The organism is Mesorhizobium robiniae (assembly GCF_040545535.1).
GTDB lineage: Bacteria > Pseudomonadota > Alphaproteobacteria > Rhizobiales > Rhizobiaceae > Mesorhizobium > Mesorhizobium robiniae.
In genome coordinates this window covers 175,656-193,540 of the sequence record NZ_JBEPMC010000013.1, presented here as the reverse complement: position 1 = coordinate 193,540, position 17,885 = coordinate 175,656, and the positions used below count along the sequence as shown (strand labels likewise).

The 17,885-nt window shown below is 60.3% G+C and carries 17 protein-coding genes; 9 read left to right on the top strand and 8 right to left on the bottom strand.

All coding sequences use genetic code 11. The annotated features are described in order from the left end of the window. Positions 1-32: 32 nt before the first annotated feature. Both ABID19_RS29125 and ABID19_RS29120 read right to left on the bottom strand, forming a co-directional pair. Positions 33-314, bottom strand: a complete 282-nt coding sequence (locus ABID19_RS29125) for a hypothetical protein (protein ID WP_263807303.1) — start codon at positions 312-314, stop codon at positions 33-35. Further along, complete coding sequence (locus ABID19_RS29120) at positions 311-1,414, bottom strand: IS5 family transposase (RefSeq protein ID WP_263807304.1); 1,104 nt, start codon at positions 1,412-1,414, stop codon at positions 311-313. The genes ABID19_RS29125 and ABID19_RS29120 overlap by 4 nt, the downstream gene beginning before the upstream one ends. Before the next feature lie 828 nt (positions 1,415-2,242). Here ABID19_RS29120 and glmS point away from each other — a divergent pair. Next, complete coding sequence (glmS, locus tag ABID19_RS29115; protein WP_263804946.1) at positions 2,243-4,066, top strand: glutamine--fructose-6-phosphate transaminase (isomerizing); 1,824 nt, start codon at positions 2,243-2,245, stop codon at positions 4,064-4,066. Positions 4,067-5,266: 1,200 nt separating this feature from the next. Here glmS and ABID19_RS29110 read toward each other — a convergent pair. Further along, complete coding sequence (locus tag ABID19_RS29110) at positions 5,267-5,518, bottom strand: helix-turn-helix domain-containing protein (protein ID WP_040583815.1); 252 nt, start codon at positions 5,516-5,518, stop codon at positions 5,267-5,269. Positions 5,519-5,947: 429 nt separating this feature from the next. Between ABID19_RS29110 and ABID19_RS29105 the strand changes: the two genes are divergently transcribed. Next, positions 5,948-6,199: a DUF6074 family protein gene (locus ABID19_RS29105; protein ID WP_263792257.1), complete on the top strand. Its 252-nt coding sequence runs from the start codon at positions 5,948-5,950 to the stop codon at positions 6,197-6,199. A 547-nt stretch (positions 6,200-6,746) separates the two neighbouring features. Here the strand turns inward: ABID19_RS29105 and ABID19_RS29100 are convergent. Next, entirely contained in the window at positions 6,747-7,052 is a 306-nt protein-coding gene (locus tag ABID19_RS29100; RefSeq protein ID WP_263792254.1) for a hypothetical protein, read from the bottom strand. Positions 7,053-7,055: 3 nt separating this feature from the next. Continuing rightward, positions 7,056-7,445 (bottom strand): hypothetical protein, encoded by a 390-nt coding sequence (locus ABID19_RS29095; protein WP_412177248.1) that lies wholly within the window; start codon positions 7,443-7,445, stop codon positions 7,056-7,058. Between the two features lie 420 nt (positions 7,446-7,865). On the opposite strand from ABID19_RS29095, the gene queC reads away from it, so the two are divergent. Genes queC through queE form a run of 3 tightly spaced genes read left to right on the top strand, consistent with a single transcriptional unit; the run spans position 7,866 to position 9,651 of the window. Next, entirely contained in the window at positions 7,866-8,564 is a 699-nt protein-coding gene (queC, locus tag ABID19_RS29090; protein WP_006205545.1) for a 7-cyano-7-deazaguanine synthase QueC, read from the top strand. Beyond that, positions 8,564-8,920 carry a 6-carboxytetrahydropterin synthase QueD gene (gene queD / locus ABID19_RS29085; protein ID WP_006205546.1) on the top strand — a complete coding sequence of 119 codons (357 nt, stop codon included), beginning with the start codon at positions 8,564-8,566 and terminating at the stop codon, positions 8,918-8,920. Before queC ends, queD begins: the two co-directional genes overlap by 1 nt. After that, positions 8,917-9,651: a 7-carboxy-7-deazaguanine synthase QueE gene (gene queE / locus ABID19_RS29080; protein ID WP_040583817.1), complete on the top strand. Its 735-nt coding sequence runs from the start codon at positions 8,917-8,919 to the stop codon at positions 9,649-9,651. Before queD ends, queE begins: the two co-directional genes overlap by 4 nt. 364 nt (positions 9,652-10,015) lie before the next feature. Here the strand turns inward: queE and ABID19_RS29075 are convergent, their stop codons facing one another. Further along, positions 10,016-10,471 carry a hypothetical protein gene (locus ABID19_RS29075; protein ID WP_244426062.1) on the bottom strand — a complete coding sequence of 152 codons (456 nt, stop codon included), beginning with the start codon at positions 10,469-10,471 and terminating at the stop codon, positions 10,016-10,018. Positions 10,472-10,597: 126 nt separating this feature from the next. Here ABID19_RS29075 and ABID19_RS29070 point away from each other — a divergent pair, with 126 nt between their 5' ends. The 3 genes from ABID19_RS29070 to ABID19_RS29060 are packed head-to-tail and all read left to right on the top strand — an operon-like array spanning position 10,598 to position 14,034. Further along, positions 10,598-11,398, top strand: a complete 801-nt coding sequence (locus ABID19_RS29070; RefSeq protein WP_263804947.1) for a molybdopterin-dependent oxidoreductase — start codon at positions 10,598-10,600, stop codon at positions 11,396-11,398. Beyond that, complete coding sequence (locus ABID19_RS29065; protein ID WP_354494177.1) at positions 11,343-12,011, top strand: hypothetical protein; 669 nt, start codon at positions 11,343-11,345, stop codon at positions 12,009-12,011. The genes ABID19_RS29070 and ABID19_RS29065 overlap by 56 nt, the downstream gene beginning before the upstream one ends. After that, entirely contained in the window at positions 11,899-14,034 is a 2,136-nt protein-coding gene (locus tag ABID19_RS29060) for a molybdopterin dinucleotide binding domain-containing protein (RefSeq protein WP_354494176.1), read from the top strand. Before ABID19_RS29065 ends, ABID19_RS29060 begins: the two co-directional genes overlap by 113 nt. A 453-nt stretch (positions 14,035-14,487) precedes the next feature. Here ABID19_RS29060 and ABID19_RS29055 read toward each other — a convergent pair whose 3' ends face one another. Together ABID19_RS29055 and ABID19_RS29050 are read right to left on the bottom strand one after the other, a co-directional pair. Beyond that, positions 14,488-14,877, bottom strand: coding sequence for a hypothetical protein (locus ABID19_RS29055; protein ID WP_354494175.1), 390 nt, complete (start codon positions 14,875-14,877; stop codon positions 14,488-14,490). A 595-nt stretch (positions 14,878-15,472) separates the two neighbouring features. After that, positions 15,473-15,856, bottom strand: a complete 384-nt coding sequence (locus ABID19_RS29050; RefSeq protein ID WP_263804950.1) for a sunset domain-containing protein — start codon at positions 15,854-15,856, stop codon at positions 15,473-15,475. 318 nt (positions 15,857-16,174) lie between these two features. On the opposite strand from ABID19_RS29050, the gene ABID19_RS29045 reads away from it, so the two are divergent. Continuing rightward, positions 16,175-17,734: a dicarboxylate/amino acid:cation symporter gene (locus tag ABID19_RS29045; protein ID WP_006204587.1), complete on the top strand. Its 1,560-nt coding sequence runs from the start codon at positions 16,175-16,177 to the stop codon at positions 17,732-17,734. The last annotated feature ends 151 nt before the right edge of the window (positions 17,735-17,885 follow it).

The window sequence follows — 17,885 nt, the reverse complement described above, 5'->3', positions numbered from 1 at the left end:
GGGTGTTGAAGAAGTGGCCGGACTGCAAGCGATCACTTGCTGTCGGCTGACCACTCCATGTCATTTTTCAAATCATCGAAGCATGTCATGCAGACCCATTCATAGCAGGCACCCTTCGGGTAGTCGTCGCCGGTTGCGTAGCCTTCGTGCTCGATGTCCGGACCTTCGAATTCAGCGAATTTAGCCCAGCAAGCGGCGCAGTGGTCGTGATCCCACGTTTCGCTCCAGCGGGCGTAGCGGCGACGTTGCAATCGAAGCCCTTTGAGGTGGTTGGCGTTGTCGATCCGCCATTGCTTGTCTTGTTTGACCGTCATCTCGACTCCGCCATGAGTTTGGGCAGCCGCACCAGATTGTAGGCGGCGGCCGCGAAGGTGAAGGCCCACCCGACGCGATCGCGGCCGCGCAATTTGGTCTTCTCCTGCCCGGCGACGGTCTTGATCCATCCGAACGCCTCCTCGATGCGCTTGCGGATACGCTGGCTGACAGCATAGCCGCTATGCCTCGTCGTGCGCCCATCGATCGCCGAACAACGGCCGTTCGTGTTCTGCGCTACGTGTGGTGTTACCTTCATCGAGCGCAACTCGTTGACGAAGTCCTCTGCGTCATAGGCCTTGTCGGCGCCGAGAGTGATCGCGCGCGACCGGTCGGCGCGAGGTTCGATCATGTGCAGGGCCGCCACCCGCTCGGCATGTCCGTCGGCCAGTGTCAGACAGGCTTCGACCAGCAGGCCGTGGCGGTTCTCCATTAGCCCATGTCCCATAAAGCACAACCTGGCCTCCTTGCCCCGCCCTTTGCGGTAGAGCCTAGCGTCGGGGTCGGTGGTCGAGGCGTGCGTCTCGTTCGATCGCCTCTCGCCGTGGAAGTCCGCATCCGCATTGCGTCCGCCGCCGTCAGCCGGCGGTTCGCCGTGACCGCCGCTTGGGCCGCCCTTCGGCTTGACGCTCTTCATCGAAGCCCAGGCCTCGATCAGCGTGCCGTCGACCGAGAAGTGATCTGTGGACAGGAGCTTCGTGACTTTGGGCTGCGCCAGCACGGCCGCCAGGAACTTTGCCGCGATATCGCCTTCCAGCAACCGGGCTCGGTTTTTGGAGAACACTGAATGGTCCCAGGCTGCGTTGTCGACGCCGAGGCCAACGAACCAGCGGAACAGGAGGTCGTATTCCAGCCGCTCCATCAGAAGCCGCTCCGAGCGGATCGAATAGAACGCCTGCAAAAGCATCGCCCGCAGCAGCTTCTCCGGTGGGATCGATGGCCGTCCGATCGGCGAATACAGCGCCGCGAACTCACGCTCTAACGTCGACAGGGCTTCAGTCACGATGGTCCGGATCGCCCGCAATGGATGATTGCGCCGAACCCGGGCCTCAAGGTCCACGTAGCTGAACAGTTCGGCAGTTCGATCGTCGCCGCCGCGCACTCGTCACCTCCGAATCCCTTCGAAGCCAGTGAATCACCGCTGCGGTCCGGTGGCGAGTGCCTTTTTCAACAGCCTGCTAGACAGCCTTCCTGAGTGAAGGCCGATGCCTCGCAAGACAATAAAGCCACTGCGTCATCCTGAGTGATCGGCATCCACGGTTGGCGTTTTCCGCCACATGTGCCCATTCATCGGGGATGATCGCCAAAGCGACATGGATTCCTCGGGGCTTCTGCTACTCAAGTGCAGGGAGCCATCGCTCCATTGCATCTGCTCGATATTGTATTGCTCAGAGGCCACACGAGCCTACCAGTCGGCGGGAAGTAACCCTTCTCCTGCTCCCATGCCCACGGCGGCAGAACCAGCGAACTTCCCTTCCGCCGTGGATGCCGCGGCAGCCATCCGTTGACATGAGGGCGGACCGACAATCGCGCTGCGCATGGATCCCGTGACAATGTCTGCTGATCGAGGCTCGGATAATCATCAAGGATCTGCCGACGCGAGTGGGTTGAGAACATCGGGGACTGCAACGGCGGTTGCGTTGGGAATTCCCTGGCCGGGCGAAGGCCGGGCTGATGCCCGCTGAGCTGCTTCGGGCCGCAGGCGTGCGCCTGCGTTCACCTCATGAGAGCGTCAAGCGCAACGAGGAGATCTAAATCAGGGCCCTCAAACGAATCTTCATCTATCCACAGTATGGATGGTAGCCATTATAACTATCAATTTTACCAATATAACTGGATGCTACTATAACATCCATGATCAAAGCGAGCAGGTGAACGTCTCCGTGATTGCTGTGGGGCTGACGCTGACGGGAAGAATTCGGGGACGAACATGTGCGGGATTGTTGGCATCGTTGGGCTACAGCCAGTATCGGAGCGGTTGGTCGACGCGTTGAAGCGCCTGGAATATCGCGGCTATGATTCAGCCGGCGTTGCGACGATCACCGAGGGTGCCTTGCACCGCCGGCGCGCAGAGGGAAAGCTTGTCAATCTCGAAAAGAGGCTGAAGGAAGAGCCGCTGAGCGGCACCATCGGCATCGGCCACACGCGTTGGGCAACCCATGGCGCATCGACGGAACGCAATGCGCACCCACACTTTACCGACGGTGTGGCCGTCGTTCATAACGGCATCATCGAGAATTTCGCCGAGCTGAAGGACGAATTGACGGCAGCGGGAGCCCAGTTCCAGACCGACACCGACACCGAGGTTGTCGCGCATCTCTTGGCAAGATACCGCCGCGAGGGCATGACGAGGCAAGAGGCGATGCGTGCCATGCTGAAACGCGTCAAAGGCGCGTACGCGCTTGCCATCCTCTTCGAGGATGATCCGTCAACCATCATGGCGGCGCGCAACGGACCACCGCTGGCGATCGGTCACGGCGACAGTGAGATGTTCCTGGGCTCCGACGCGATCGCACTTGCTCCCTTCACGAATGAAATCACTTATCTTATCGACGGCGACTGGGCCGTTATCAGCAACACGGGCGCACATATCTTCGATTTCGATGGCCATCCTGTCGAGCGTGCGCGCCAGACCTCCATGGCCGCGGCCTATCTGGTCAACAAGGGCAACCATCGCCACTTCATGGAGAAGGAAATTTACGAGCAACCCGAGGTCATCTCCCAAGCGCTCGGTCATTATATCAACTTCACAGACAGTCGCGCTGATACGGTTTCTAGCATCGATTTCGCCAGGATACCGAGCTTGGCGATCTCTGCCTGCGGAACCGCCTATCTCGCCGGATCGATCGGAAAACACTGGTTCGAGCGCTACGCGCGCCTACCGGTCGAAATCGACGTTGCGTCCGAATTCCGTTACCGCGAGATCCCGTTGTCGCCGCAGTCGGCGGCTCTTTTCATTTCGCAGTCTGGTGAAACCGCCGATACGCTAGCGTCGCTGAGGTACTGCAAGGAGCTTGGGTTGAAAATTGGCGCCGTCGTCAATGCTGGCGAATCGACCATCGCTCGGGAGGCCGATGCGGTCTTCCCGATCCTTGCCGGCCCGGAGATCGGCGTGGCCTCCACCAAGGCTTTCACCTGCCAGCTTACCGTTCTTGCCGCACTCGCCATCGGCGCCGCCAGGGCCCGCGGAACCGTAACCGAAGACGAGGTGCAGGCTCTCGTCAGGAGCCTCGCCGAAATGCCGCGCATCATGGGCCAGGTACTAAACAGCATCCAGCCGGAGATCGAACTCCTATCGCGCGAACTGTCAAAATTTCATAACGTCCTGTATCTCGGCCGTGGCACCAGTGTCCCACTGGCGATGGAAGGTGCGCTGAAGCTCAAGGAGATTTCCTACATCCATGCCGAGGGCTATGCCGCGGGTGAATTGAAGCACGGCCCGATCGCATTGGTCGACGAGAACATGCCAGTGATCGTCATCGCGCCACATGATCGCTTTTTCGACAAGACCGTCTCCAACATGCAGGAGGTGGCTGCCCGTGGAGGTCGGATTATCCTCATCACCGATGAAACAGGGGCGGCCGCATCGAAACTCGACACCATGCACACGATCGTACTGCCGGCCGTCGACGAGATTATCGCGCCGATGATCTTTTCGCTGCCGATACAGCTTCTTGCCTATCACACGGCGCTCTTCATGGGCACAGATGTCGACCAGCCACGCAATCTCGCAAAATCGGTCACCGTCGAATGATTGTGAGGCTTTACAGGTCGCAACGTTCGTCCATCCGAAACTGCCAACATCTTTGTCTTTAGACCCGAAGCCCAGATGACCATTATTGCTCGCCGCAATTTCGGGAAACGCGCAGTCGCTGCAGTCATGAAAATCGCCTTTCTTTTTCGGCAGGTCGCATGATTGCGCAGGGCAACCGGATAGAGCTTGCTGAAGCTGGCGTCAGCACGGCCGTCCGGCAATACATGTCCCCTGGCCGTTGATTGCAAGAATGCGGTCGTTCAGAGTTGGGTTGGCTCGTGTCAGACCGTCGCCGCCGCTTCCTCTTTCGGATGCATGTGGCCGATGGGTTCCAGAGTTCGAACTCGGCAAATCGCAGGAAGCCCTGTTCTGCGATGCGCCCGCCGGCTCGCATCAAGTTGCAACCGGGTTGAGCCGCTTCGCGCGGCAGCCCAGTGACAACTGGCCTATGAGGCGAGCACGAACGAGGCATCAATCCGGGCTCGAGCATATTGGTCGAGACACCCATGATGACTATGGCGGCTGTGCCGACGAGCAATAGCCGGAACGAGAACGCGGCAAGCGCACCGTTGGCCTAAGGCGGCAGTTGGCGGCTCGACGCTGAAGCTGCTGGGCAACCAGGCGGCCGACGACTATCGATGGCTGAAGCCGATGATCTGCACCCTATGGTGCCTTTGATCTCCATCTCGCGCAGCGGATTGCTTTCGACGTGAAACGGGGGGCCTGGATTGAAAAGACGCAGCCTATTGGGGCCATCGCTTTTGCCACTCTCGTCAGAGGTATCGAGGATGACGCCATAGGCCGTTGAGTACCCGGGACTGGCTTCGATGGCTCGCCACCGTCGCGTGCATAAGGGATGTCTTTGAAGCGCCCGTAGCCGTGGAGCAGCTTGCCGGACACCGACCAAGCATGCCGGGTTCATTTTCCCAAGCACGGGTATGCTCGGCAAGTTGCACGAAACGCTGGCATTGTCTTTCGCTGGCATTGACTTTCAAAGACGACGGCAGCGGACGCAGATAGGCAAAGGTGACCAAGGAGGTGGTCAGAGCCCGCGGCGCTTTCGGCTATCCTCGGCCGGCCATCTCAGGGAAAGGAACCAAGATGTCGGCTTCACCATCCAGCATTCCATACGCCTGGCCGGAAGCGCAACGCCAATGTTTCGACTAGCACAGGTCGCGGTGTCCAACTCACATACCCACATCACGCAGCGTCCAATATGTCCGACTCTTCAAGAATTCCCACAGGCAGGGACAGCGATCTGGCGATGCGATGCCGATAGCCCTTGTTGTACCTCAGACCCGACTCGATGTTTTGGATTTCCTCAGCGGCTAGCCCGCATGCCACCGCCAGGTCCTCGATCGTATATCCGAGGTGCTCACGATAAGCGCGAATGACGTGGGTTCCCTCCGATATAGCCTTCAAAACCGGCTCGGGAATGCGCGAAGCCTTCATAAACACCTCCAAGAAGACCAGGGCACCTGACAAATCGGGAGACTTCTTCCCCCGATCTGGCGCTCCCGGCAATTCAAATAAATGGACGTCGATTCGGCCGATAGGCCCCATCCATGGAATGGGCCACCTGAAATTGGCAGCCAAATCGGGATATGGCGGTTCAGCTGGTTCTGATCAAGTCCAAGAACCTGCCCTAAGACGGGCCTGATCGGCTGAAGCATCACTCCCTGCGATTCCGCGGCTTGTCATCGCCGATGGCTTTTGCTGAACAGGAACTCGAACTCGCGCCTGCCGCCACGTCCAGTGGCGGGCCTGTGCACCGAGCCTGGCGGACGCTTACTCCATTGCTGACCACCGTCAAAAAAGCCCTGTTAACCAGATTTTTAATCCGCCAATCCTTATTCGCAGACTGAAAGGGTGAGGTGACCGATGTGTGATTCAAACATAAGCGCGTTTCCGCTGCATCGGCGGCGGAAATTGGTCGAAGGTATTGCCCGGGTCCTGCAATCCAGGAACAGAAAGGACGCACACGACTTCTGGCGCAGCACCGCCAAGAAAATTCTCGTTCAACTGTCCGAATCGGGAATTGCACCGGGGCTCGCCGAACAGGAAGTTAGAATGCTTCTTCATGCTGTCTTAGGCGATATAGCCACCCGCAGTGCTGCGACACGTGCGCGATAGCATCGGCTCGCGACGAAGGGATTGCTGACGGCGTGCTTGTGCTGGTCGGCAGGGCGATACTGACTGGAACATCAAGGTAGCCGGCGAGAGCGGCCCATCACGTTAGCAACGATCTGCCGACATCCCGCGCCGCTCGTACGAGCGCATAGCGCACCCAGACGTTACTGGGTTGACTATAGGCATCTAAATCGCGAAAAGGGGCCGCTCTTCGTGAGTGGCGTGCGCCGGCAGTCTAACCCCAAGCCCCCCGCCCAGGCTGCCGGCGCGCTTCTAGGAATGCCGAGGTAGGGCGCACCGACGCCTCCTTTGCCGATCCCCCAGCAGGCAGCCAGTGTGACCGTCGCATGCGCGTAAACTCTTGCGCTTCCTCTGGCGCGTCAAGCCCACCGCCATGGGGTGCGCCAGTTTGGTGTTCACCCACCTGCCATTTGCGATCATGTGTCGACGTGACCCAGCAAGAGCACCGGAAGCTCCTGCCTGCTTGAAAAAAGGCAGGGCGGCGCGGCGGCGCCGCTGTTGCCATGTCGGAGTTTCCCTTGGCATAGGATCAGAGCCCTTCGACTTCCGCCAGAAGGAGGCGATGGTGGTCGATTCTCCCGCCTCCGAATTCGGCGGCACCGGGGGCGGCAGGGCCAGGCCCCATTTGCGCGTTGCGAAAACCGCGGTGAATGTTGCTCGATGCCAGGCAGAGACCTCGCTCTAAACGATCGCATCGATGCAACGTAAGATTGGTCGCCATGGTCACGGTCACTGCTTTGCCGCGGTCGCCGGAGCCGTTGTCGAGCACGACTGTCATCCCGGCGATGTCGGCGCCGATGTCGCATGCAAAAATCCACAGATTCACTCCGGCCAAATGTTAGCTGCCAAGCATATGCCCGGCCTTTCGCAAGGCGCCCAGAAAGAGACTGGCATGGTCGTCGACATCGATCTTGGCCTGCATCGGCAGGGGCATGCTGGTCCAGTTCTCCAATGGCGCAATGAAACGTGAGAAAGCGCCGTTGACGATGCAATGGCGGGTAACATGGCCTTGTCTGTCCAAAGCCAGCACGCCGGCCTGGTCGCCCGGATATCGGATGGCTGCGACCCGCTGGACCTCAGCGTCGCCGTCGACTCGCACGTCGAAAAGCAGGATACCACGGCTCCTGGCGGCTATCGCCGCGGCTTTTTCAGTGAAGCTTAAGGGGAGTGAGCGGACGCTTTCGACCGCCATCTGGAAAACCATCAAGTCCAGTTCATTTACGGCCATAAGGGTAATTGCGCGCAACACAGGGGTGATTGCAATCGACGCCCACGGCTTGTTCACAGATGTAGGTCCACCGCCGATCATTTAGTTTGGATTTGCCATCGGCCCCTGACCGACGACGTGCTGCGGTTCGAACCGCTCCTGTAGCGGAAGGCGCGGGCAGTTCGTGAAGTTGGGCTTCTGCTCGACGACCGTTAATGACTTCCGTCACTGGAAGTTCGGGATCCGTGATTGAACCGTCGAGAACCTTGCCGTTTCGTGTGTCCGACTTTTCCAGGCTCAGCGTCACCTGTGAGCCCCGCGCACCGCGGCACGTCAGCGCATCAAACTCGTCCCCCCGTTCACAAACGAGACTCCCTGAGGTACTGCGAGCGCAGAGAAATCTCCGGTCGCAGCCTACCCGGTCAAAACAGGGACCCCACGATGAAGACTCTCGTCATCTGCTCCGGCGGACTGGACTCCGTTTCCCTTGCTCACAAGGTGGCGGCGGAGCACGAACTCGCCGGCCTCCTATCTTTCGATTACGGCCAACGACACAGGAAGGAGTTGCGCTTTGCCGCTCTTTGCGCGGAGCGACTGAGCGTCCCGCACCGCATCATCGACATTCGTGAAATCGGCCGCGGCCTGTCCGGGTCCGCGCTGACGGATAATGTGGCTGTGCCCGACGGCCACTACGCTGAAGACACGATGAAGACCACGGTCGTGCCGAACCGGAACGCCATCATGTTGGCCATCGCCTTCGGTCTCGCGGCCGCTCGCCGCGCTGACGCGGTGGCGACGGCCGTGCATGGTGGGGATCATTTTATCTATCCGGACTGCCGGCCAGCCTTCATCGACGCTTTCCAGGTGATGCAAGACCGCGCGCTCGACGGCTACGCGAACATCCGCCTCTATGCGCCTTATGTGAACCTCACGAAGGCGGACATCGTTGGTGATGGAGCAACATACGGCACGCCATTTGTCGAGACTTGGTCCTGCTACAAGGGCGCCGAGCGTCACTGTGGACGGTGCGGGACCTGCGTCGAGCGGCGCGAGGCGTTTCATCTCTCCGGGTGCCCGGACCCCACCGACTACGAGGACACCGACTTCTGGCTCGAGGCGCTGCGGAGGAGGAGCGTGTAATGTTCCGAATCACCAAGGAATTTCACTTCTCGGCCTCGCATCAGCTCATGTCTTTGCCGCCAGACCACCAGTGCGCGCGCCTGCACGGGCATAACTATATCGTCGAAGTGGAGCTTTCGGCGAAGGAACTGAACGAGCACGGCTTCGTGCGCGACTATCATGACTTGGCACCGCTCAAACGCTATATCGACGAGAGCTTCGACCACCGACATCTCAACGACGTGCTGGGACATGGGCAAGTCACGGCGGAATATCTGGCCAGACATTTTTATGAATGGTGCAAGGCACGCCTGCCCGAAACTTCGGCCGTGCGGGTAAGTGAAACGCCGAAAACATGGGCGGAATGCCGGCCATGACCGATACGCATCCCGCAATCCGCGTGAGTGAGATTTTCGGGCCGACGATCCAGGGCGAGGGAGTACTTATCGGTTTGCCGACCGTCTTCGTCAGAACCGGCGGGTGTGACTATCGCTGTTCCTGGTGCGACAGCCTGCATGCAGTGGACAATCAATTCCGCCATGAATGGGAGACGATGTCCATCGGCGCGGTATGGCAAAACGTGCTTGCGCTTTCCGGTGGCCGCCCGATGATGGTTTCGCTGTCAGGCGGCAATCCGGCCATCCAGCCGCTCGGCGCGCTGATCGAGCGCGGCCATGGTGACGGTTACCGTTTTGCGCTGGAAACCCAAGGGTCGGTGGTCAGGGACTGGTTTGCCGACCTTGACGTGCTGGTCCTCAGCCCAAAGCCGCCCTCAAGCGAAATGACGACCGATTGGGCCGCGCTCGAGGCGTGCCTCCAGGCGGCACAGGGGAAGCCGCAAATCGTGCTCAAGCTCGTTGTTTTCGATGAGAGTGACTACGCCTTCGCGAAAGACACCGCCGCCAGATTTCCTCGACTTCCGATCTATCTGCAACCTGGCAATCACACGCCGCCACGTCCGGGAAATGAACAGGCGCCTGTCGACCTTGAAGGAATAGTGAAACGCATGGAGTGGCTGGTTGATAACGTGACCCGCGACAGGTGGTTCGAAGCCCGCGTGCTGCCGCAGCTGCATGTTATGCTCTGGGGTAACAAGAGAGGCGTCTAGCCTGCCCCGGCTTTTTCACGCAAACTGCGCCTGCGGATATTCGGTTGGACGGTTGGCTATGTTCGACGGCGCAATCGGAAGACCTGGGGACTGCTGTCGCCGGCACCAAGAGCGTGGCCAGCTGCTTCGATAGTTCCCTCCCGATTCGGACTGTTGCCAAGGCGTCGACGAGTGTCGGCCTTGTTGGCGCAGATAGCGAATACGGTTGGCGCTTGCGATCAGGAGCAGTTCTACCTTCGAGGTCGTTTCTCACCCACTAAATTGGAGCCATCCGGGCTGTGCTGGCAACTGTCGAGGCCGCGGGCGCAGTTCTGGTCGATATTGAGATTCCCGATCTGATTGATCACATCGCCAAGACCTCGCTCTATGGCTGCCATTCCAGGCACGACATCAATGTCTTTTTGGCCTCGCGGCCCAATATGCCGACCGGCTCGCTCGAGGAAATCAAGGCAATGGTACCTACGATCCTGCGGTCGACCTGCTGGTTGGCATTTTCGACGGGCCAAACAAGCCGGAGGACGATCCGGACTACTATTTCAAGCTCGCCGCACGTGACCGCTTCCAGCGCGTTAGCAAACATGCGCTCGACGCCATCGTCTTCCCCTCGGTGCAGGTGCTTCCGCCGCTTCAGGACGAGATTCGCGCCGGCAACCATCCGTGTCTGACCTTCCCGACCAACACGCTGATTGGGTCGCAGACCTGGTTGCCCTCGATCTGCCTGCCCGCAGGCTTCTGTCAGGGCATTCCGGTTGGCCTCGAACTGCTCGTCCAGCCCTACCGGGAGGCCAATCTGTTCCGCCTCGGATACGGTTTCGAGCAAACGACCAAATATCGCAGGCCGCCAGTCTTCGATTAGTCCCTTCCGCCATTCGGGCTGCTGGCTGCCTGCACGAACTACTGAGCGGCCCGGCTAGGCGGATTTGGTCTGTTCCCATGGGAGGCCCATTTGACCACTACCATCCCGGGCTATTGCACGCTTTGCCGGTCGCGTTGCGGCACGTTGAATGAGGTAGACCGCGAGATGTTGATTGCGGTACGCCCCGATCCGTCTCACCCCACTGGCCAGGCCATGTGCATGAAGGGTCATGCCGCGCCGGAGATCGTTCACAGCCCGCATCGCCAGCTTTATCCGCTCAGGCGCACCACGCCCAAGGGCTCAGCCGGTCCAGGCTGGCAGCGCATCACCTGGGAAGAAGCACTCTCCGAGACAGCTCGGCGTCTTGGCGAAATCAAGGCCGAAAGCGGCGCTGAAGCAGTGGCCTTCGCCATCACATCGCCGAGCGGCACGCCGCTGTCTGACAGTATCGACTGGATCGAGCGTTTCATACGTCATTTCGGTAGTCCAAACATCTGCTTCGCCACCGAGATTTGCAACTGGCATAAGGACTTCGCCCACGCCTTCACCTTCGGTTGCGCTATGCCGACCGCGGATTATGAGAATGCCGACACGATCCTGCTCTGGGGCCACAATCCGGCCAATACATGGCTGGCGCAGGCCCATGCCATCGGACGCGGCCGCAAGAAGGGCGCCGCCATGGTGGTGGTCGATCCGCGTCCCATAGCACTGGCGCACCAAGCCGACGTCTGGCTGCCTGTCCGGCCGGGAACCGACGCCGCGCTCGCGCTCGGCCTGATCCGCATGCTCATCGAAACACGCCGCTACGATGAAGACTTCGTTCGACGCTGGACGAATGGGCCATTTCTGGTGCGCTCGAGCGCGCGATCTTTTACCGGGCGACGAGACTGAGCGCTACATCGTCTGGGACGAGCAGGCCGGATGTCCTATCGCGATCGATCCGGGTGCAGTGCGATCATCCATCGATCCGCAGCGCTTGGCACTGCGCGGCACCTTCACCGTCACTCTTGAAGCAGACGGACAACGCGTCGATATCGGCTGCATGCCAGCCTTCGAGCATCTGACACGCGAGGCTGAACCCTACGACGCGCTGCATGTGCAAGCCGTCACCAACGTACCCCCGGAGGCGCTGAGGGCGGCGGCCGACCTCCTCTGCGGGGGACGGCGTATCGCCTACCACGCCTGGAGCGGACTGGCACAGCACACCAACGCGACACAGGCCGATCGCGCAGTTGCTACACTCTACGCGCTCAGCGGCAGTTTCGATCGCATCGGCGGCAACCGTATCAGGCGCAGTCCACCCTACAATCCCGTCAACGCTTTCGGCTACATCCCGAAGGAGCAAATGGCGAAGGCCCTCGGCATCCGAACGGCCGATCGGCCCGCCCGCAATGGGCTGGGTCACCGCCCGCGACCTTTACCGGGCTGTGTCGGAAGGCGTGCCTTACAAGGTGCGCGGGATGATGGCGTTCGGGACGAACCTGTCGCTTTCGCAGGCGGATAGCAGGACGGCCGAAGCGGCGCTCAAGGCACTCGAATTCCATGTCCATTGCGATCTCTTCGAGACACCGGCCGCGCGTAACGCCGATATTTTTCTGCCGGTGAATTCTCCCTGGGAGCATGAGGGCCTCCGCATCGGCTTCGAGATCAGCGCCGCCGCCGCCTCCCTTATCCAGCTTCGCCCGCGGATGGTCGCTCCGCGTGGCCAGTCCCGCTCCGACAACGATATCGTCTTCGATCTTGCCAGCCGACTCGGCATGGGAGACGCATTCTTCGGCGGAAGTCTCGAGGCGGGCTGGAACCACATGCTGGCTCCGCTCGGCCTGACCGTGGATGAGCTGCGCGCGGCGCCCCGGGGCCTACGATGGCCGGTTGACGCGCCTGAGCGGAAATTTGCGCTGACACTTGCCGACGACCCCGAAAAGATACGCGGCTTCGACACGGAGACGCGTCGCGTCGAACTCTATTCCGAACGTCTGCATCGATGCGGCCAGCCGGCTATCGCCAGCTATGTTCCGCCGGCGGAACGTACCGGACCGGACAACATCCGCCGAGGCCGGAAGTATCCGTTAATCCTTAGTTCGGCGAAAAACGGCCTCTACTGCCACAGTCAGCACCGCAGCCTGGCTTCGCTGCGAAAGCGCGCGCCCGAGCCGATTGCCGAAATCAGCCCAGCGCTCTCAGCCGCGCGGGGCATCGCTGAAGGCGACGGGATCAGGATATCCACCCGAGAAGGCCAGGCGCGCTTCATAACCCGGGTCACGCCGGGCCTTGCCGATGACATCGTCGTTGCCGAATTCGGCTGGTGGCAGGCCTGCCCGGAGCTCGACCGCCCCGCTCTCGCCATCGAAGGTGGCGAAGGCAGCAATTTCAACAGCCTGATCTCTGGAGATGCCAGTGATCCCGTTAGCGGATCGACGCCGCTCCGATCCTTTCTCTGCGATATCGAGCCCGATCCGTTGTCGCAGAAGGGCCAGCGGCGGTGGCAGGGCTACCTGCCATTTCGCGTCTCCGCGCTCCAAGCCGACGCCGAAGGTGTCATGCGCGTTTGTCTCACAGCAGTGAACGGCGAGGCACTACCGGATTTCCACCCCGGGCAGCATGTAGAGATCAGAGCCCGGATCGGATCGGCGGTGGTCAGTCGAGCCTATTCGCTCATCGATGCCGCGCGCGTCGACCAGCGCCAGACCTATAACATCACCGTCCGGCTTCGGAACGTCGTTCTTGAGGACAGCACGGCGGTGTTCGGCGTTATGTCGAACCATATCCATACCGAACTGGCTGTCGGCGAAATCGTCGAATTGAAGTCACCGTCAGGCAGTTTCGTCCTGCCGCGCCAATCTCCGCAGCCGATGATATTGATGGCCAGCGGCATTGGCATCACGCCATTCATGAGTCTGCTGGAGTCTCTGCCGGACGGTGATCCAGCGGAAATCTGGCTCCATTATGGAAACACTAACAGCCGTACACATGCCTTCAGCGAGCGCATTGCCTTCCACGAACAGCGGCTACCGGGACTGACGGTCGTCAATTACTACAGCAAGCCGCTTGCCACGGACCGGCGCGGCGTAAACCACCAGGCGACAGGCCGGATCAGCGCAACCGTGGTTGCAGACGACCTCATTGCGCGCCGCGCCCGAGTCTATATGTGCGGGTCGGCGCCGATGATGGAGGACGTAAGAACAGGTTTGGTCGCGCGCGGGCTGCCGGCCTTCGATATTTTCAGCGAGGCCTTCACTTCTCCTGCAACTGCGATGGTCGATGACGGCAAGACGTTTCGGGTGTCCTTCAGTCTCTCGCGCAAGCAACCGGATACATGGTCTCCTGCAAGCGGCCCGCTGCTCAGTTTTGGTGAAGCACTGGGCGTGAATCTGCCGAGCGGGTGCCGGGTCGGGCAATGCGAAAGCTGCGAAGTCCGCATTCTGTCGGGCAATGTCCGTCATTTGCATGGAAGCGAGCCGGATGATCACACCGTCTGCCTGACTTGTCAGGCAGTGCCGATAACCGACATTGTCCTTGATGCCTGACTTAGCGGATCCCAGTACGGCTGTCTTCTCGACAAAATTGTCCAGCCGCACCGGAGGAGCAAGGCAGCCAAGCGTCTGCTAATTCGGTGAACGAAGACGCAGAGTTTTTCCTCACGCTGATCGTCTGCGACGGGTCTTGTTTCTCTAGAGCAACACGGCTGCCGGTGATAGCTACGGGAAAACATCACGCAAAAGAACATGCGCAGCGTCAATGGCGAGGATGAATCATGGAATCCGAACATATTAGATTTTGAGCGTGCTGCCGCGGCGCGGATACTGGCCGCAAGAAGCTTAAGGATGACGGCTCAACCGCTCGCTTCGAAACAAAAAGGCCCGTCCGGAGGCGTGCCCGCTGCCGGTAAGACGTAGGACGGCCAAGGCGCGAGCCGACGAGGCCAAGTGGCTGTTATAATGAGCTGCTACACCGTTACCTCACCGCCGTGCTTGAGAAGGTCAAGTTGAACGATCGACGCGGCCCGATTTTCGAAGCTTCGCCAGCAAGATTGATGCCGTGCCTCGGTAGCTAGCACTGACCTGCTCGGCCATGGGCAGTGAATTCCACGCGGTTAGTTTGGCCACTAGAAAATCGTTGTCTGGGTTTATTGGTGCGGAGCTAAGTTGACCCTCTTTGTCCATCATGATTGCCACGGTGCCGGTTGCGCCATATCCAATCGCCGCCATTCTGCGAATGCGGGTGTCGCCGTCCACGCGAATGTCGAACAAAACCGAGCCGCCAGTTTTCTCCGCGACGTCGTCCACCCGATCGGAAAACGGACGCTGTATGCCGCCTGTATTGGCGAGGGACTGCTCCAACAGCGCCAGTTCAACATACTCCGCCATCATCCCGCGAGAGTGCGCGGCATGCCGCGCAGGACCAATAGGCCGTGGACGGCTTATCCACACAAAACAGCCGCCAATCGAGACGGCGCCTGGGAACCCCATGACCAAGAACCAACGCGCCGCCGCGCGACGGCACAGCCGTGCGAAACACAAGGCGACGCATTCGCTAAACCAGATAGCGGTCAAGCAGACCGCAACGCTGGAGCGGATGATGTTGCAGACCAGCCGGTCCGGTTCGCTTGCAGTATTGCAAGCGAAACAATTCTGAGACCCAAATGACCCGTCGAAGTCAGCACAAACGCGACGGTGGACCGCCTGTGGCAAGCAAGGTTGTGCGCTGGCGGCCTGCAGACCGCGCCGGAATGACTGCTCGCTGTTGGCCAGAGTTCGCCGACAATGCCGGGGCGAACGATTTCCTTGCAGGCGTGGCACCAACGTGGGAGTTTTCCACCCTCATGTCGGACTGCAAGGTGTTGCGGCTGACATTTGGTCGACGATCCCATCGAGCGGAAACCAGGGTTGCTATCCCAGCCGGGTTCAATTCGCGGATCGTCATGCCACCGCAGCCGCCGCACCTTGAAAAGGCGGCAGGCCGCTTTTACCGTCTTGCCTTGCGCCAGCCTGCCGCGACTGCCTCCGCCTCGGACCAGAACCAGCGCTCGCCATATCGAGGGCTAATCTTGGTTTCCCAATAATGTTCTTGACCAGGGATGTGGTAGATTCGTTCCCCGGTGTTGACGGAAATATTCCCCTTGATATCGCAACTGCCCGAGCCGGTCATGGCGCCGCCTGTCGCGACGCCTGGCACAACGAGATCTGCGACAGTTTCGAGGCTGCTTGGGCTCCCCGTGAGAAAGGCGGCTAAGGGAACTATCACCATCGCAATGAGAAATTGCGGTTGCCAGCGGCGACGCCGCTTCCTGGCGCGCTTTCGCCACCGGTCAGCCTGATTGGCACCCTGCTCGCGATTGACTTTGCCCATGCCCCTCTCTCCCAGACTGGAGGATGCGTCCTTTGCGAACGAGAGTCCATGCGCACGTGATGCCAAGGCTGATTACGGGGTCCGCCAGCGCGTTCCAAGCATATGAGGACAGGCGGCCCTTCTTTCGATGAAGGCACGCGCCTGCGGCGAGTGCAGAAATCCGCACATGCACGGCGTGAGAGATCCCGCGCGTTTCTCGCGCCACTGCGGTTTGGCACGGAGCTTGCGGCGGCATTGGTACAGCGTTCGACCGGAGCGCCGCGGTGGAAGAAGCCCGGGACGGTCGAAACTCGCCCCAATCCGGTCAGGGAGAGAAAAATGCTAGCTCCACCAGTCCGCAGCGCGAATCCCGCGCCTCGCAAGCCTCTCTACGCCCAGCTTTACGTGCAGGTGCTTGTCGCCATCGCCCTCGGCGTCGCAACTGGCTATTTCTGTCCGGGGATCGGCGAGAGCCTGAAGCCGCTGGGCGATGCCTTCATCAAGCTCGTCAAGATGATCATCGCGCCTGTCATCTTCCTGACAATTGCAACCGGCATTGCCGGTATGAACGATCTTCACAAGGTCGGCCGTGTCGCCGGCAAGACCATGGTCTACTTCCTGAGTTTCTCGACGCTCGCACTGATCGTCGGCCTCATCGTGGCCAATGTCGTTCAGCCCGGCGCCGGCCTCAATATCGATCCCGCCTCGCTCGACCTGCAGTCCGTGAACAGTTACGCCGCAAAGGCCCACGAGCAGTCCGTGACGGACTTCCTGATGAACATCATTCCGTCGACGATCGTCGGCGCGTTTGCGCAAGGCGACATCCTGCAGGTGCTGTTCTTCTCGGTTCTCTTCGGCATCGCGCTGGCGATGGCCGGTGAGGCGGGCAAGCCTGTCGTTTCCTTCCTTCAGGCGCTCATCGCGCCCGTCTTCAAGCTCGTCGGCATTCTGATGAAGGCTGCCCCGATCGGCGCTTTCGGCGCGATGGCCTTCACCATCGGCAAATATGGCATCGGCTCGGTTGTGAACCTGGCGATGCTGGTCGGGACGTTCTATTTCACCGCCTTCCTCTTCGTGTTCGTCATCCTCGGCGCGGTCTGCCGTTACAACGGCTTCTCGATCGTTGCTCTCATCGGCTACATCAAGGAAGAGCTGCTGCTTGTCCTCGCAACGTCCTCTTCAGAGGCCGCGCTACCCTCACTCATGGAGAAGATGGAGAAGGCCTGCGCCGCGCGTTCGGTCGTGGGCCTCGTCGTCCCGGCCGGATATTCCTTCAATCGGGATGGCACCAACATCAACCTGACGCTGGCGGCCCTCTTCATCGCGCAGGCGACGAATACGGATCTGTCGATCGGCGATCGGATCCTGCTGCTTCTTGTCACCATACTCTCGAAGGGAGCAACTCGCATTACCAATACCGGCTTCGTCACGTTGGCCGCGACGCTCCTTGTCGTCCCGACCGCTCCGTTCGCCGGCGTGGAGCTGATCCGTGCTGTCGAGCAATTCATGTTCGAATGTCGCGTGCTGAGGAATCTGCTCAGCAACGCTGTGGGAACGCTCGCCGTCGCCTGCCGGGAGGCCGAGCCGGATGAAATTCGTTTGGCAGGCGCCCTCGCGAGCAGACCTTCGGCGCTTTGGCGGTGGAAGGTCAGGTCACCCGGCATGGCGAAGGGCGGCCACGGTTGGCCGGCTCGCGCGAACGCCTATCAGGTATTGAGGGCAGGGCGCGAAGCCGTCGTAGAGGAGCCGTTCGCTGGTAACGCCACCAATAGAGCCCCGCAACTTATCGTACTCCGGGAACTGCGGGGCAAGCGATCAAAAGTAATGACCCACCTTTACGCCAAAGGCACCAATGCTGGCCTGCCGTCCGCCGCTCATTGGAGCCCGCCCCATGTCTAAGCCAAACTGCCGGCTCTGTTGCCACGATCGCACCGATGAGGACATCAATCTGGCGCATAATCTAGCGGAAAGCGGTCATCGGAGAATTTTGACTGGGTCTCCTCACTCCAGGACCACGAGCTCGCGCGCCAGGAGCCCTGTCACATCTTGG